The organism is Herbaspirillum frisingense GSF30 (assembly GCF_000300975.2).
Classification (GTDB): domain Bacteria; phylum Pseudomonadota; class Gammaproteobacteria; order Burkholderiales; family Burkholderiaceae_D; genus Herbaspirillum; species Herbaspirillum frisingense.
In genome coordinates, this window is record NZ_AEEC02000005.1 from 89,080 (window position 1) to 105,225 (window position 16,146).

The 16,146-nt window shown below is 62.6% G+C and carries 13 protein-coding genes; 12 read left to right on the forward strand and 1 reads right to left on the reverse strand.

Annotated features, from left to right (window positions below; translation table 11 throughout):
- Positions 1 to 143: 143 nt before the first annotated feature.
- From HFRIS_RS05300 to HFRIS_RS05325, 6 genes are all read left to right on the forward strand, one after another.
- The gene (locus tag HFRIS_RS05300) at positions 144 to 2,108 is read left to right on the forward strand and encodes a phospholipase D-like domain-containing protein (protein WP_006462223.1); all 1,965 of its coding nucleotides are present in this window, start codon (positions 144 to 146) and stop codon (positions 2,106 to 2,108) included.
- A gap of 67 nt (positions 2,109 to 2,175) precedes the next feature.
- Positions 2,176 to 3,744, forward strand: coding sequence for an SEL1-like repeat protein (locus HFRIS_RS05305; protein ID WP_039874494.1), 1,569 nt, complete (start codon positions 2,176 to 2,178; stop codon positions 3,742 to 3,744).
- 181 nt (positions 3,745 to 3,925) lie between these two features.
- The gene (locus HFRIS_RS05310) at positions 3,926 to 4,624 is read left to right on the forward strand and encodes a response regulator (protein ID WP_006462225.1); all 699 of its coding nucleotides are present in this window, start codon (positions 3,926 to 3,928) and stop codon (positions 4,622 to 4,624) included.
- Positions 4,621 to 6,012, forward strand: a complete 1,392-nt coding sequence (locus HFRIS_RS05315) for a sensor histidine kinase (protein ID WP_006462226.1) — start codon at positions 4,621 to 4,623, stop codon at positions 6,010 to 6,012. Before HFRIS_RS05310 ends, HFRIS_RS05315 begins: the two co-directional genes overlap by 4 nt.
- A 68-nt stretch (positions 6,013 to 6,080) precedes the next feature.
- Entirely contained in the window at positions 6,081 to 6,641 is a 561-nt protein-coding gene (locus tag HFRIS_RS05320) for a cytochrome b (protein ID WP_006462227.1), read from the forward strand.
- Positions 6,642 to 6,853: 212 nt separating this feature from the next.
- Entirely contained in the window at positions 6,854 to 9,007 is a 2,154-nt protein-coding gene (locus HFRIS_RS05325; RefSeq protein ID WP_039874498.1) for a c-type cytochrome, read from the forward strand.
- A gap of 11 nt (positions 9,008 to 9,018) precedes the next feature.
- Here HFRIS_RS05325 and HFRIS_RS05330 read toward each other — a convergent pair whose 3' ends face one another.
- A complete protein-coding gene (locus HFRIS_RS05330; RefSeq protein ID WP_006462229.1) occupies positions 9,019 to 9,945 on the reverse strand; it encodes a LysR family transcriptional regulator in 927 nt (308 codons plus the stop codon).
- Between the two features lie 175 nt (positions 9,946 to 10,120).
- Here HFRIS_RS05330 and HFRIS_RS05335 point away from each other — a divergent pair, with 175 nt between their 5' ends.
- The 6 genes from HFRIS_RS05335 to HFRIS_RS05360 all read left to right on the forward strand — a co-directional run bounded on the left by HFRIS_RS05335 (position 10,121) and on the right by HFRIS_RS05360 (position 16,140).
- Positions 10,121 to 11,239, forward strand: a complete 1,119-nt coding sequence (locus HFRIS_RS05335; protein ID WP_051110876.1) for a porin — start codon at positions 10,121 to 10,123, stop codon at positions 11,237 to 11,239.
- An 81-nt stretch (positions 11,240 to 11,320) separates the two neighbouring features.
- A complete protein-coding gene (locus tag HFRIS_RS05340) occupies positions 11,321 to 12,373 on the forward strand; it encodes an ABC transporter substrate-binding protein (protein ID WP_006462231.1) in 1,053 nt (350 codons plus the stop codon).
- A 94-nt stretch (positions 12,374 to 12,467) separates the two neighbouring features.
- A complete protein-coding gene (locus HFRIS_RS05345) occupies positions 12,468 to 13,328 on the forward strand; it encodes an ABC transporter permease (RefSeq protein ID WP_006462232.1) in 861 nt (286 codons plus the stop codon).
- Positions 13,325 to 14,104, forward strand: a complete 780-nt coding sequence (locus tag HFRIS_RS05350; protein WP_006462233.1) for an ABC transporter permease — start codon at positions 13,325 to 13,327, stop codon at positions 14,102 to 14,104. Before HFRIS_RS05345 ends, HFRIS_RS05350 begins: the two co-directional genes overlap by 4 nt.
- A gap of 12 nt (positions 14,105 to 14,116) precedes the next feature.
- Complete coding sequence (locus tag HFRIS_RS05355; protein WP_006462234.1) at positions 14,117 to 15,139, forward strand: ABC transporter ATP-binding protein; 1,023 nt, start codon at positions 14,117 to 14,119, stop codon at positions 15,137 to 15,139.
- 32 nt (positions 15,140 to 15,171) lie between these two features.
- Positions 15,172 to 16,140 carry a nucleoside hydrolase gene (locus HFRIS_RS05360; protein ID WP_006462235.1) on the forward strand — a complete coding sequence of 323 codons (969 nt, stop codon included), beginning with the start codon at positions 15,172 to 15,174 and terminating at the stop codon, positions 16,138 to 16,140.
- The last annotated feature ends 6 nt before the right edge of the window (positions 16,141 to 16,146 follow it).

Below are 16,146 nucleotides of genomic sequence, written 5' to 3' on the forward strand. Positions count from 1 at the left end.
AACCCCCGGTGTGAATACCCCGGGCCTCGAATATCTACGGTAGGAAGGCATTAGATCGAAGCAGGAAGCGAGATAGACCAGACAGTCGGCCGATACTGGCCGACTTTTTGGACAGTCTCTCGTTTCTTCCCCCTTCTACGATCATGCCCACCACCCACCGCAAATCCCGCGTCCCCCTCAGTGAAGCCTCGCCCATCAGCTGGGGCAGTGTGCAATGGCTGCTCGAAAGCGAGCACGACAAGCACGCTCCCATCCACCGCTGTAACAAGTTGACCATGCTCTACTGCGGCGAGGAAGGGTTTCGCAGCATCCTCAACGACATCAAGCAAGCTCGCGCTAGTGTGGAGATCATCTGCTGGGGCTTCGACCCGGCCATGGAGCTGGAGCGTGAACGGGGTCAATGGCCACGTGGCGAGAGCTGGGGCGGTCTGCTGCGCAATGTCGCCGCAGGCCGCTACAACGGCGGCAAGCCGGTGCAGGTGCGGCTGTTGTCGTGGTACGGCTTCATCGGCAGCTCGCTGGCCAAGAATATGCCAGGGTTCCGGCAGCCCAGCCCCTATGAACCCAACGTGCGCAACCTGTACCGCATGGGCAGGCAAGAAAAGTTACCCCCGTCGGCCGACGATCCCCAGGGCATGCGCGAAGCCTTCAACGCCCAGTGGTACCGCGAAGCCGAGCAGGGCCTGATCGAGAATCTGAGTCTGCGCATTCGCGATGGCGACGTCAGTGCGGTGCTGGGCAGCCTGTCCGAGGAGCCCGGCAAGCGCGGCCTGCTGGAGACCGTCGGCATGGCCGTGGTCGCCACGGATCACCAGAAGACCATTCTCATCGATTACGAACACGAAGGCGGTGCACATGCGGTCGGGTATGTGATGGGCCTGAATTCGGTGACCGACTATTGGGATACCGAAGAACACCTGTTCCACGATCCACGCCGCGGCGAGTCGTGGGAAGGTGGCACCAAGGATGGCCAACCTGGCCTCAAGCCCTATCAGGACTATGCCTGCCGCATCAAGGGAGAGGCGCTGGTGGGCATCAGCAAGAACTTCACCGATGCCTGGAACCGCGCCAAGGGACGAGGTACCCCGCTCAAGCGTGAGCACGACGTGCATCGGCCGCCTCCTGGCCTGTGGGAGCCCCTGAGAGGCCAGGCCACGGTCAATGCCCAGATCGTGCGCACCCAGCCGGAAGAAGGCGACAAGACCATCAAGCGCCTGTATCGCCAGGCCAGCAGCTTTGCGCGCAGTTACCTGTATGTGGAAAACCAGTATTTCCAGTACACCGAGTGGGCGCAGGAACTCAAGGAAAACCGTAACAACTTCGTCCAGGGATGCCAGCGCGCCGGCCTGAGCCTGGACGATGTACCGGTGCTGCATGTGATGGCGGTGATTCCGGCCCCGGAACTGGCGCAGATGGTACCCCGCACCTACGACACGGTACGCGCTCTGGGCCATGGAGAGTCCATGCCCAACCAGGACAAGCTGATCGAAGACGAGCTCCAGAAGCAGCGTGACTGGGAGCGCTATGCCAGCGAGAAGCGCGCCAAGGGAGAAGTGCCGAACCCCATGCTCAAACCGGCAGAGCCCTCGACCCTGGCCCAAAGCGCTGCATCGACCGGTACCAGCAAGGAGAACGTCAGCGAGCAACTGAAGTCATTGGGCATGCGTACGCTCATCGGCACCTTGTGGACCTACGACCATGCGTGGCGCTCACGAACGCCACCGAAGGAGGGGGAGTCAGCCAGGCTGGGCGAGCGCTATCGTGAAATCTATATCCACAGCAAGTTGATGGTGATCGACGACTCCATGTTTACGGTGGGCAGCGCCAACCTGAATCTGCGCTCGATGGCGGTGGATGCGGAGATCAATGTGGCTTGCGATGATCCTGCGATGAGTGCTCAGATCAGGAAGCATGTGTGGGGGAGACATACCGGAGATGCCGAGAAATGTAATCCCGTCACCATCGATAGGATATCTGCAGATGAGGCATTCAATGCGTGGAAGCAGCTGATGGACGAGAACGAGGAAGCCCGTGTAATAGGTAGCGCGCCTATTGGATTTTTATTCCCATTCAAGGATTCGCGAACTAGCAGATTTAGATTGGCATAAACCTATGCGCGGATTCTCGTGTGTTTCATCGATTCTTATTTCTCTAACTATTTTCTCCTCCAATGCCATGAATAACCTTCCCCGCAACATGCCGTTGAAAGCCTTTGATCCGCATCGCAAGGAATTTCAATGTAAGCATGAAACCGACATTGTTCCTCCGAACGATCCACAAGCTGAGATATGGTTTCAAGAAGGCCTGGCGCTCACCAATCACCGGCTTTGGCCAGAGCAACGCAATTACAAAATGGCCATTCATTTATGGCAGCAGGCAGCGGATCGAGGTCACTGGAAAGCCATGCTTAATCTTGCCGACGGTTACGCCCACGGCGAAGGCGTGGATCGCAATACCGAGCGCGCTATTCAGATTATCGAAGAGGCCATGAGGATGGGAATTCCCGCTGCCTTCAATGTAATGGGGCGGTATCACATGGAAGGAATGGGTGTAAAAAGCGATCCAAGTAGAGCTTATGCCTTTCTGGAACTCGCGGCAGACATGGGTAGTGCCAGTGCTCAAGCTTTTATAGGTAAGGCGCTGCGCGCAGTCTATGATGATCCTGCACAAGGTTTCTGGGGTAATAGAAAAATCGGCATCAAAATGATGGAATGCGGATTTCAACAAGGAAACCGCGAAGCTGCCTATGCATTAGGACTAAGCTTGATAGGCAGGGACAGCGCGATGGGCCACGATATGGAGCGAGCATTGGTTGTCCTGCATGACTCGGTCAAATTGGGTAGTGATGAGGGTGCTTCTTATCTCAGTCTGTCTTTCTCGGTGGGAAGGCCGTTAGTCGGAGGATTCAAAGACCCGACTCGTGCAGACCGCTATTCGACGTTGGCGGCGGCGCTCCGCATTGATCCCGATCTCCGCTTCCCCAACCTGGACAAGATTCTCCCACTTCCCCCCGCCAAGCTCCCCATGTGGAACGGCGACCGCAACACCCTGCTCGACGCGGCCAAGCCAATTCTTCCCCGACCCGCTGCGCCACCTCCGCCTGAACCGAACCCAGCCTGGCTGCTTACCGGCCGTGCCCATATCGAACCGGGCCGGCAACTCCCCGAGCAACCACAACGCCAGATCGTGCCGCAGTATGAAAGCACGGCCGCCCCCGAGACCGGCTACTGGATCGCCCGCCTGATGCATCCGGTCAGCGAGCGTCATCGTGCGTGGGATGCGCAGCAGCTACCGATGCGCTATCTGAAGGGGGAGCTCTTCGATCGCAGCCGGACCGGCCTGCAAGATGAAGATGGGCGCATCCGCTTCCATTATCTGGGCGAGGCCATCGACCAATTGCCACCGGCGCCAATCAAGGACGATCCCCGTTTGGCCCGCCGCGCAGCGCGCTATAGCGATATCCCGAAAACGGAGCGCTACTACAGAAGCCATTCACCTTGCCCGCGCGCGGGCATATGGCGTCCTTATCTACCGGATACACATCCCTTGCATGCTTCCTTCAATCGCTGGGATCGGCAGGCCTATGTGAGAAAGGGCATGCCGTTTCCTGCCGTGGTCACGGACCGCCCCGGTATCGAAGAGAAGGACATCCTCTGGCAGTGGCTGGCCAATGCCAATGAGGTACACAACGGCCTGGAGCACGTGACGTTGACGCCCGGGGAAGATGACGACGCGCTCGACTAGAACCCATTTCATGGATAGGCGTGAGATGCGTTCTCATGGACTTCGCTGATGACACCCAGTCTGACCGAAAAGAAACCGGTCGCGCCGTCACCTGAACCGACCCACGCATTTCCTCCCCCACACTTTTGCCGTAGACTCTAACGCCGCCGGTACAACGTCCCGGCTCCACCCAGGCAAGGCGATGAGAATACTGCTGGTAGAAGACGACATCATGATCGGCGAGGAGGTCCGCGCGGCGCTGCGCGAGGCTTCGTATGCGGTCGACTGGGTACGTGACGGGGCCGCTGCCCTCTCCGCACTCTCCGCCCTCTCGTCTGCCTCGTCCCTGTCGGCCACCCACCAACCGGTCTACGCGGCCGCCCTGCTCGATCTCGGACTGCCTGGTCGCGATGGTCTCTCCGTCTTGCGCCAGTTGCGCAGTGGCTGCGACATTCCCGTGCTCATCATCACCGCCCGCGATGGCGTGCAGGATCGCATCGATGGCCTGGATGCAGGGGCTGACGACTATGTCCTCAAGCCCTTCGCCCTGGGCGAACTGCTGGCCCGCCTGCGCGCCGTGATGCGGCGCAAATCGGGTGCCGCCACCGACCTGCTGGACAATGGCGCCGTGCAGCTGGACCTGGGCACCAAGACCGCCCGCTGGCAGAAATCGCCACCGGTGAGCCTGTCGGCCCGCGAGTTCGCCTTGCTGCAGGCGCTGATGCAACGCCCCGGCGCCATTCTCTCGCGCAGCGATCTGGAAGAACGCATCTACGGCTGGGGCGAGGAAGTGGAGAGCAATGCCGTCGAATTCCTGATCCATGCATTGCGCAAGAAACTGGACAAGGACGCCATCAAGAACATCAGGGGCATGGGATGGATGGTCGCGCGTCCGGTATGAGCCGCTCCCTGCAGGCGCGCCTGTCGCTGGCACTGACCGCGACCATCCTGCTGGTGGCGGTGGGCGCGGGTTGCTTCGGCTTCATCAGTGCCTATCGCGATTCGATCCGCATGCAGGATGACATGTTGCGCCAGGTGGGCGCCCTGATCGCCCGCATGGGCGGCACATTGCCCGAGGCCGGTGCCGTAGGCCGCTATCCCGGTGGCGACCACGAATCTCGCATCGCCGTGCAATGGCTAGCCTCACCGGGAGAGACGACGGCCCAGGCCGAGCACGGACAGCGCCCCTTGCCGCTGCCGGCGGACCTGCATGACGGTCTGCAGACCGTCTTCATGCATCACGAGAATTTCCGGGTCTACGTGCAAGCGCTGGAATCGGGTCGGCGCATCGCCCTGTCGCAGGAAACCGATGTCCGCGATCGCATTGCCTACCGCAATGCCTGGCGTGCGCTGATCCCGGTGCTGATCCTGGTACCAGTCCTGCTGCTGGCCCTGCAACGCATCATCGGCAAGCTGTTCGCCCCGCTGCAGAGCCTGCGCCGGGACATCGACCAGCGCCGAGATGATCAGCTGGAACCCATCGCCACCACCGCCCTGCCCACCGAAATCCTTCCCTTCGTGGAGGCCATCAACCGCCTGCTGGCCCGGGTGCAAGGTGCCATGCGCAGCCAGCGGCGTTTCGTGGCCGATGCCGCCCATGAGTTGCGTACCCCGCTGGCGGCCTTGTCATTGCAGGCCGAGCGGCTGCAGCAGAGCGAGATGTCCGACACCGCCCGCGAACGTTTGCAACGCCTGGGCAGCGGCATCGAACGCAGCAAGGCGCTGGTGGCGCAGATGCTGGCCCTGGCACGGGCCCAGGGTGGCGAGTCCGGTGAGTCGGCCAATGCCTCGCAATGTCGCCGTTTTGTCTTGCGCGAGGCGGTGCGACCGGTACTGGAAGACCTGTTGCCGCTGGCGCAACAGAAGGATATCGACCTGGGCGTTGATGGCAGCCTGGAGGTCGAGGTCTGCTCCAACCCGCTGGAACTGGGCTTGCTGTTGAACAACCTGATCGACAATGCGGTGCGCTATACCCCGCCCGGCGGGCGGGTCAGCATCGCCGTTGCAGGCGAAGCCGCCACCCAGGCAGATCAGGTGCGCCTGGAAATCAGCGACACCGGCCCGGGCATCGCTGCCGAGCAGCGGGAGCGGGTGTTCGAGCCCTTCTATCGCATCGACCCGGCGGGCGCGCCCGGCTCCGGGCTAGGACTTTCCATCGTGCAATCACTCGCGGCGCGACTGGATATCGGCCTGCGGCTGGAGCACGCTGATGCGTCTACAGGCCAGGGCCTGCGGGTGATCCTCGATATTCCTGCCGGCGAGGACTCTGCCTGCCGCACGATTTCTTGAGCCAGGCTAATGCCGGTCTAAGTTTCTGCCTTTACTATTCCGGTTTCGCCAGCCAAGGAGGAGCCAGCATGAAGCAATATCCCGACACCCTGCAACGAACACGCTATCACCCGCTCTCGGTCGCCCTGCACTGGCTGATGTTCCTGCTCTTCGTGGTGGCGCTGGCCACCATCGAATACCGCGACGATGTTCCCAAGGGCGATCCCCTGCGCGACCTGCTGCGCACGGTGCACATGCACGCCGGCCAGCTTGTGCTGATCCTGGTGCTGGTGCGCCTGATCGCCCGCAAGATGCTGGGCGTGCCGCCTGAACTGCCCTTACCCCGGCTACAACGGCTGGGCGCACACGCGGTCCACCTGCTGCTCTACGTGGTGATGATCGGCCTGCCGGTGACAGGCATCCTCTTCACCCAGGCCGGTGGCCGCGAGGTGGTGTTCTTCGGCAGCACCCTGCCGGTGATCCTGGCCAAGGACATGGCCTTGCGCGGGCCGATCAAGGAAGTCCATGAATTCATGGGCAATGCCGTCTATTTCCTGGTGGGCCTGCATGTGCTGGGCGCGCTGTGGCACCAGTTCTTCGATCGCATGCCCATCCTGCAGCGCATGTCGCTGCGGTCTTCCGGCAAATAGACCACCCTTTGGATGAAACGCCGTCCGGTGCTGTTCATACCGGACGGCGTTTCTTATGGCATGCGCTATTGTGCGATCTGGCAAAACCCGCAACGGCGCATCACTACCATTGTTTGCGGCATATCAAGGCGGTTGGGATCACCGCCGCGTCGCTGGGAGAGGACGGGCGTTAAATATTGCTCGATACCATCTGAACTCAGCGAGCCACGATCATGCAGCTACCGTCCGCCCCCTTCCGCCGCCTTACCCTGTCCGTGCCGGCAGGCCTGCTGTTGCTCTGCCTGTCTGTCACAGCGACGTTGCGGCCAGTCGCGGCGACCTCATTGCCGCCCTCCGCCCCACCGTCGAACGACGTCATCGACGATCTGCCCGCCGACTACAGCGCCACACAGGATGCTGGTACCCGGCAACAGATAATGCGCGGGCGCTATATCGCGCGCCTGGGCGATTGCGTAGCCTGCCATACCCACGACAGGAGCAAGCCGATGGCCGGCGGGCTGCCGTTGGACACGCCCTTCGGCAAACTGTATTCCACCAATATCACGCCGGATCGCGCGACTGGCATCGGCAACTACAGCTTCGCCCAGTTCGACCGTGTCATGCGCGAAGGCGTCGCCGCGGATGGCCATCATCTCTACCCGGCCATGCCCTATCCGTCGTATGCCAAGATGACAGAAGAGGATATGCGCGCGCTCTATACCTACGTGATGCAAGGGGTAAAGCCGGTGCAACAGGCCAACCAGGCATTGGGCATGTCGTTTCCGTTCAACCAGCGCTGGGGCATGGCCCTATGGAACATGGCCTTCCTCGACCGCACTCCGTTCCAGCCGGATCTGTCGCAGTCGATCCAGTGGAACCGGGGTGCCTACATTGTCCAGGGGCTGGGCCATTGCGGTGCCTGCCATACACCACGCGGCATCGGTTTCCAGGAAAAGGCCATGAGCGACGGTGGCCGAAATGGCCAGTTTTTCCTGAGCGGCGAAACCGTGGAAAACTGGCGTGCCCTGAGCCTGCGCGGCCTATGGAAGCCGGACGATGTGGCCCGCTTGCTCAAGACCGGCAGCAACCGTTTCGGCAGCGTGGCCGGCAACATGGTCGATGTGGTACAGCACAGCACCCAGTACCTCAGCGACGACGACCTGCAGTCCATCGGCATCTATCTGGCCTCGCTGCAGCCTGCCCCCGGCGAGTTGCCAATGCAGATGCCGACTACGCTCAGCTCAGCTCCGTCGCCTGACAAACTCTACGGCAGCCGGGGAGGACTGGGCTACGTGCAATTCTGCGCTGATTGCCATCGCCCGGACGGCGCCGGGGTAAAAGACGTGTTCCCCACCCTGGCCAACAATCCTGCGCTGCATTCGGCAGACCCGTCCTCCCTGATCCACATCATGCTCACCGGCTGGCGCTCAGCGCGCACCCAGGCGCAGTCGCGGGTGATGACCATGCCCTCGTTCGCCGCACTGAACGACCACGAGATCGCCGAGATACTCAACTTCGCCCGCACCAGTTGGGGCGGTTCCACCAAGAGCGACATCAGTGAAACGATGGTGCGCCGCATGCGCGCCCAGTTGAGTGAAAGCATCGGCATGGACAAGGCCAAAGTTGCAACCTTCGTCACACCGCGCCTGGCCGACATGCTCGGTGAAAAGAACGCCTCCCAGCTGACACGCGGCGCGCGCCTGAACATCGAGACCAGCCGCATGCTGCCCGGTCACGTCGGCAACGCACTCAATTGCGCCAGTTGCCACCTCAATGCCGGCACCGTGGCCGACGGTTCGCCGTACGTGGGCGTGTCGGCTTTCTTCCCCAGCTATGCCGCGCGCGCCGGGCGTCTCATTACGCTGGAAGATCGTATCAACGGATGCTTCCAACGCTCCATGAACGGCGAGCCACTACCGGCGGGATCGGAAGACATGAAGGCCATGCTGGCCTACATCGACTGGATGCGGCGCGATACCCGAGCCGAGGATAAGGTCGCAGGCCGTGGCGTGGGCAAGATCGATCCCCGGCTCAAGCCTGATCCGGTCAACGGCCAGCGTGTCTATACCGCGCAGTGTGCACTGTGCCATGGTGAACAGGGCGAAGGCGTCAAGAATCAGGCCGGCCAGTGGGTATACCCACCGCTGTGGGGCGATGCCTCGTTCAACATCGGTGCCGGCATGGCGCGCACCTACACTGCGGCAGCCTTCGTCAAGCGCAACATGCCGATCGCCTTGCACGACCGCTTTCCGCTTGGTCAAGGAGGCTTGTCCGATCAGGAGGCGCTGGATGTGGCCGAATATTTCACGCACCAGCCGCGTCCGGACTTCGCACCCAAGGTCAACGACTGGCCCCGCGACAAGAAGCCCGCCGATGCGCGCTACTGAGCGGCAGTCCCTCAGAACCAGTGATTGGCCTGCTTCAGGTCACTGCGCAGTTCACGGAAGCAATGGTCGGTCCAGTCGCTGCGACTGATCTCGTTGCGCCGCATGAGCACGATCTTGCGCTTCAGGGTCGGTTGCCGTAGCGGCGCCACGTGCAGGCTGTCGTCGCGCAGGTAGGTGGTGTAGAGGCTGGGCATGATGCCGATGGCAATGCCGGCCCGTACCACCCCGTACAGCGATTCGCTGTGCACCACCTGATAGCGGCGCGAGGACGCCAGTCCGTGCTGCATCAGCGCTGCCGAGGCGAATTCCCACACGCTGCCCTGGGTGAACAGCACGATCTCTTCCCCGGCCATCTGCCGCCACTGCACTTCCTTGGCCCCGGCCAGGGCATGGTGGCGGGAGACGATCAGGACCAGCTCATCCTCGAACAGGGTCACCGTTTCCAGTGTCTGGGAAGACAGCGAATCGGGGGGCTTGATACCCACGCAGAAGTCCAGCTTGCCTGAGTGCAAGGCGTCCAGCAGGGCGTCGTTGGGCATGTCCTGTAGCAGGATTTCCACATGCTCGTCGTGCGCCTGGTTGTAACGGGCGATCACCGCCGCCGTCAGCGTGACCGCCGAAGGGATGGCGCCGACCCGGATGCGGTGCCGTCCGGTGCCGATGGCATGCTCGATATCGTCGAAGATATTGCTGGCCGTATTGAGCAGGTGACGCGCGTATTCCAGCACCACGGCCCCTTGCGCGGTGAGGCTGATCTGGTGCGTGGTGCGGTCGAAAAGCCGCGTCCCAAGCTGGTTTTCGAGCTGCTTGATGGACGCAGACAGGGCCGGCTGGGTCACTGCGAGTGCATCGGCGGCGCGGCTGAAACTGTTGGTGTCGGCCAGCGTGACCAGCGCCTGCAGGTGACGAAGGGTGACTTTCTGATTCAATTTGATCATGGCATTGCCAAAAAGACAGGGCAGGAAAACCGTCTCGGTTATAAATCCAGTTTATGAAATTATAAATATAAACAAATTATATTATTTAAGCACTTGTCCTATCCTCCACACCGTTCGCAGTACCACCAAAAAGAACGGTCGCAAGACCTCATCAAGACTCACCACAGGGGCAGGAATGAAAAAACACTGGATGATCGGCGCACTGGCTATTCCGGCAGCGCTGGCAGGCGCACAGGCGCAAGCACAAAGCAAGGTCGAGATCTACGGCCTGATTTCGGGTGGCGTGGGCTACCTCAGCAATCAGGGCGGACCGCACAATCTGGAGGCGCTGTCCGGCACCAACCAGAACCCGCGCATCGGTTTCCGCGGCCAGGAAGACCTGGGCGGCGGCAACAAGGCCATCTTCAACCTGGAAAACGGCTTCAACATGATGACCGGCGGCGCCGCCCAGAACGGTCGCCTGTTCGGTCGCCAGTCGTGGGTCGGCCTGTCCTCCAACAGCATGGGCACCGTGACCCTGGGCCGCCAGTATGAAGCCGTCAAGGACTACCTCGGCCCCGTGGTCATCGCCAGCAACGGCGTGCACATCGGCGACAACGACAACGGCTACAACAACCTGCGCGTGCAGAATTCGGTCAAGTACGTCAGCCCCTATTTCAACAACTTCAACGTCACCGCCGTCTATGGTTTCGGTGAAGCGGCCGGCGACGCCGCCGTGAACCGCGTCATGAGCATCGGTTCCGGCTACAAGGGCGGCAACTTCCGCTGGGCCGTGGCCTACACCCAGATGGACCAGCCCAACAGCAGCAAGAGCCCGGACGGCGCCATGGGCAACGACTACGCCAGCTCGCTGCTGATCTTCAACAAGAGCGCGGTCAACAGCTCGGCCGGCGTGCGCCGCCAGCGCATCGCCGGTACCGGTGGCTTCTACATCGTGGGCAATACCGATTTCGGCGCGATGTACAGCAACGTCAAGTATGAATACCTGGACAACACCAAGCTGACCCTGCAGAACGTGGACATCAACCTGGTGCACCACTACACGCCACAACTGAACCTGGGCGCGTCCTACTTCTATACCACCGGCAAGTACGACACCATCAACACCAACCCCAAGTGGCACCAGGTCAACTTCCAGGCTGACTACTTCCTGTCCAAGCGCACCGACGTGGCCATCACCTACAGCTACCAGATGGCTGCTGGCGATGCCACCAAGGCCACCATCTTCGGCTTCCCGTCCTCCAGTGACAAGAAGCAGGCGGTGCTGATGCTGGGCGTGCGTCACGTCTTCTGATCGTTCTCCCCAGGCCTGACCGCTGGCTCCCGCGGCGGTCGGGCCTACAATACAAGTCTTTTGTCGGTTTCAAGGATAGTCATGTTGAACAAAGTCCCCTTCACCCGTGCTTCGGCCGCCCTGGTCACTGCCGGCCTCGGCCTGTCCCTGCTGAGCGCGCCGGTCCACGCGGAAAAGCGCACCCTGGTGCTGTCGGCCTACCCGATTTCGCAGCCATTGTTCAACAAACTGGTCTATGCACCGTTCAAGGAAAAATGCGGCTGCGAGATCGTGGTCGAGACCGGCAACAATGCCGACCGCATCGCCAAGCTGGATGCCCGCCGCAACAACCCGGTGGTGGACCTGGTGCTGCTGTCGGACTTCGGCATGCTGGAAGCCGCCCGCAAGGGCCTGGTGCAGCCGCTGGACTACAGCCAGCTGAAGAACTACAGCCAGATCTACCCCTTCGCCCGCAATCCCATCGGCGGCAACTACGCCGTGGGCTACACCATCTACTCGGTGGGTCTGGTCTATCGCAGCGACAAGACCGCCGCCCCCAAGTCCTGGAAGGACCTCTGGAACCCTGAACTGAAGGGCCGCATCGCCCTGCCGGATGTGAGCACCACGCAGGGCCCGCTGGCGCTGCAGATGGCCGATCTGGCCTGGGGTGGCAAGGGTGGGGACTATGCTGCCGGCATGCAGAAGATCCTGTCCATCAAGAACAACGTGGTCACCTTCACCAAGAACAGCGCGCAGCTGTCCTCGCTGTTTGCCCAGGATGAAATCTGGGTCGCCCCGGTGGCGCGCTTCACCTGGTCGCAGCTGATGAAGACCGGCATGCCGCTGAAGTGGGCCATCCCCGCCGAAGGCCAGGCCGCCGGCATGAATGTGATGGGCATCGTCGCCAAGTCCAGGAACGCCGACCTGGCCTACCAACTGATGGATTTCTGGCTGTCCAAGGACGTGCAGACCGCGCTGGCGATGGAACTGGTGGATTCACCCGTGAACACCCAGGTGGTGCTGCCCAAGGACAAGGCCGAATTCAATACCTATGGCGGCGAACATATCGCCTCGCTCAAGTTCGTCAAGCCGGAAGACCTGCTCAAGCACCGCTCCGGCTGGCTGGAACAGTGGAACAAGGGCATCAGCAAGTAGTCCGGCCACACGCCCGACGCCATCGTCGATGGCCGCTCTCCTGCGGGATGGCGGCCGTCGCTGTCGTTCATCTTCCTGACATCGTTTGCCCAACATGCTCGCCCAATCCAAAACCCGCCTCGGCCTGATGCTGGTCACGCCGGCGCTGATCTTCACCGTGGTCTGCTTCCTGCTGCCGGTGGCCGCCTTGCTGCTGGGGGCCTTCCGCACCGGCGGCCCGGACAGCCTGGACGGCGGCCCGCTGCAATGGAGCCTGGCCCGCTTCGCCGATTTCTTCGCCGAACCGCTGCACCTGCAGGTGCTGTGGCGCACCCTGCGCATCGCCGCCCTGGTCACCCTGTGCTCGGCCCTGCTGTGCTATCCCGCGGCGCAAGCCATCGTCCGGGTGGCACCACGCTGGCGCGGACTGGTGCTGGGCATGATGATCCTGCCGCTGATGGTGTCACCCATTGCGCGGACCTATGCCTGGATCGTGCTGTTCGGGCGCAATGGCGCAGTCAATGCCGTGCTGCTGCAACTGGGCCTGACCGATGAACCGCAACGCCTGCTCTTTACCGAGATGGCGGTGTTCGTGGGCCTGCTGCAGTTGCTGCTGCCGCTGATGCTGATGTCGCTGGTCAGCGCCATGGAAAACATCTCCGCCGACCTGGCGCTGGCGGCCTCCACCCTGGGCGCCAATGCCTGGCAGGTCTTTACCCGCGTCACCCTGCCGCTGACGCAGGAGGGCTTGATCGTGGGCGGCACGCTGGTGTTCACCGGCAGTGTCACCGCCTATGTCACCCCGGCCTTGCTGGGTGGACCCAAGGTCTTGATGCTGGAAACCCTGCTCTACCAGAAGGTCAGCGTGGAAAGTGACTTCGGCACCGCCAACGTGATCGCGGTGATCCTGGTGGCGATGACGCTGGCCGTCAACGCCGGATTGAAACGCATTGCCGCTCCCCGGAGGACGACATGAAACAAGGACTGTTCCCGCGCCTGGTGCTGTGGGCCGTGATGCTGTTCCTGCTGGGACCGTTCATCATCGTCTTCCTGGCCGGCTTCAGCGGCGGCGAGACGCTGGCCTTCCCGCCGCCCTCCTATTCGCTGCGCTGGATCGTGGCGGTGCTGCAGGCCGACGAATTCCGCCAGGCCTTCGGTACCAGCCTGGAAATCGGCCTGCTGGCGACCGTGATCGCCCTGCTGCTGGGCGTGCCCGTGGCCTATGCCATGTCACGCATGCCGCCGCCCGGCATGGCGGTGATCAAGCAGGTGCTGACCTCGCCCCTGATCATCCCGGCCATGCTGGTGGGTCTGGGCCTGCTGCGCCATTTCGTGCTGGTGATCGACGCGCCAGTATTCCTGGGTCTCTTGATCGGCCACGTCGGCCTGTTGACGCCCTATGCGGTACGGGTGGTCTATTCCAGCCTGGCCAACCTGCGCGTGGACATCGAGGAAGCCGCCATCACCCTCGGCGCCACCCGCGCCCAGACCTTCCGCCTGGTGGTCTTGCCCAATATCCGGGGCGCCGTGATCGCGGCCTTCTTCCTGGCCTTCGTGACCTCCTTCAACCAGGTGCCGGTGTCGCTGTTCCTGACCGGACCTGGCATCAGCACCCTGCCCATCGAGATGCTGGGCCACATGGAAAACAGCTTCGATCCTTCCATCGCGGCGCTGTCCACGCTGCTGGTGCTGTTCACCATGGCCTTCGTGCTGGTCACCGAAAAGGCGCTGGGCATTTCCAAATACATGTGATGTGAGAACGTGATGAGTTACCTGACACTGCAGCAAGTCGCCCTCGGTTACGGCAATGCCAAGACCGCCGTGCAAGGGCTGGACCTGGACGTGGCCCGGGGCGAGCTGATTTCCCTGCTCGGCCCCAGCGGCTGCGGCAAGACCACCACCATGCGCGCCATCGCCGGCCTGATCGAGCTGCGCGCCGGCAGCATCACGCTGGACGGACGCGACATCAGCCGCCTGCCGCCCAACAAGCGCGACATCGGCCTGGTGTTCCAGTCCTATGCCCTGTTCCCGCACCTGAACGTGTTCGACAACGTGGCCTTCGGCCTGCGCCTGCGCAAGGTACCCTCGGCCGAACTGCGCCAGCGGGTGGAGAAGGTGATTGCCGCGGTCGGCCTGGCCGGTTTCGAAGCACGCCTGCCGGCGCAGATGTCGGGCGGCCAGCAGCAGCGCGTGGCGCTGGCACGGGCCATCGTGATCGAACCCAAGCTGCTGTTGCTGGACGAACCGCTCTCCAACCTCGACGCCAAGCTGCGCGTGCAGATGCGCGCCGAGCTGCGCCGCATCCAGCGTGAGCTGGGCATCACCATGCTCTACGTCACCCACGACCAGGATGAAGCGCTGGCGATGTCGGACCGCATCGTGGTCATGAACGGCGGCAAGATCGAGCAACTGGATACGCCGGAGCGCCTCTTCAATGCCCCGCGCACCCGTTTCGTCGCCAATTTCATGGGTTTCGAAAACCTGTTCGACTACCGCGACGGCGCCCTCCACGGCCAACATGGCCAACATGGCAGCCTGCCCTGCCCTGGCCTGCCCGCTGGTACCGCCTGCGCCGGCTGGCGCGTGCAGCAGGTCCAGGTCGGCAGCGGCAGCTACCGGGGCCGCGTGCTGTCACGGGGCTTCCTGGGTGAATCGGTGGAATATCTCTTGCAGACTGCCCTGGGCGAAGTGCGCGGCATGGCCCCGGCCGCCCAGGCACTAGCCCGTGAAGGCGACGACGTGGCCTTCCACCTGCCGCTGGAACAAGCCCTGACACTGCCGGCCTGAGCAGGCCCCTACCCTCCAAGGAAAACAAGAACATGCACAAGATCTGGCTTGATACCGACCCCGGCTTCGACGACTGGCTGGCCATGCTGATGCTGTCGGCCAACCTCGACGTGAACTGGCTGGGCGTGTCGGTGGTGGCGGGCAACGCGCCGCTGGCGACCACCTACGACAATGCGCTGCGCATCAAGCAGCACTATCAGCTGGATGTGCCGGTCTATGCCGGCTGCGAGAAGCCGCTGGCCGGCAACATCGAGACCGCGCAATCCATCCTCGGCCAGGCCGGCATGGCCACCACCGGTGACGCCTTGCCGCAGGTCGATATCGCCGAACTCGAAGCGCGCCAGTCGCAGCAACTGCAGCGTTCGCCGCTGCCGCACGCGGTGGATGCCATGATCGAGGCGATCCGCCTGCACGCCGGCGAGATCACCCTCATGTGCATCGCGCCGCTGACCAATGTGGCCATCGCCCTGCAGCGTGCGCCCGAGATCGCCTCCATGGTCAAGGAAATCATCCTCATGGGGGGCTCGGCCGACCAGGGCAATCACACGGCGGCCGCCGAATTCAACATCTTTGCCGATCCCGAAGCGGCCGATGTGGTGTTCCAGTCGGGTATCCCCTTGCGCATGTTCGGGCTGAACCTGTGCCGCCAGTTGCTGGTGACCGCCGACGAGGTGCAGCAGGTGCGCGCCCTGGGCACGCCCCGCGCCCGCTGGCTGGCCGGCTACTTCGATGCCTACCTGCGCATCCGCAGTCCGGACGGCTCGGTGCCCATGCCGATGTACGACCCGGCGGTGGCGATCTGGCTCAAGCGTCCGGAACTGTTCAGTTTCCGCTCGGCGCGGGTGGATATCGAACTGCAGGGCCGGCTCACGCGGGGCATGACGGTGTGCGAATTCCGCGTCCCCCGGCGCGCACCGGCCAATACCGAGGTCGCCATGACCGTCGACGGCCCACGTGCCATGCAATGCATGATGCAGGAGCTGCTGGGCACGCTGTCCTGAAGACGC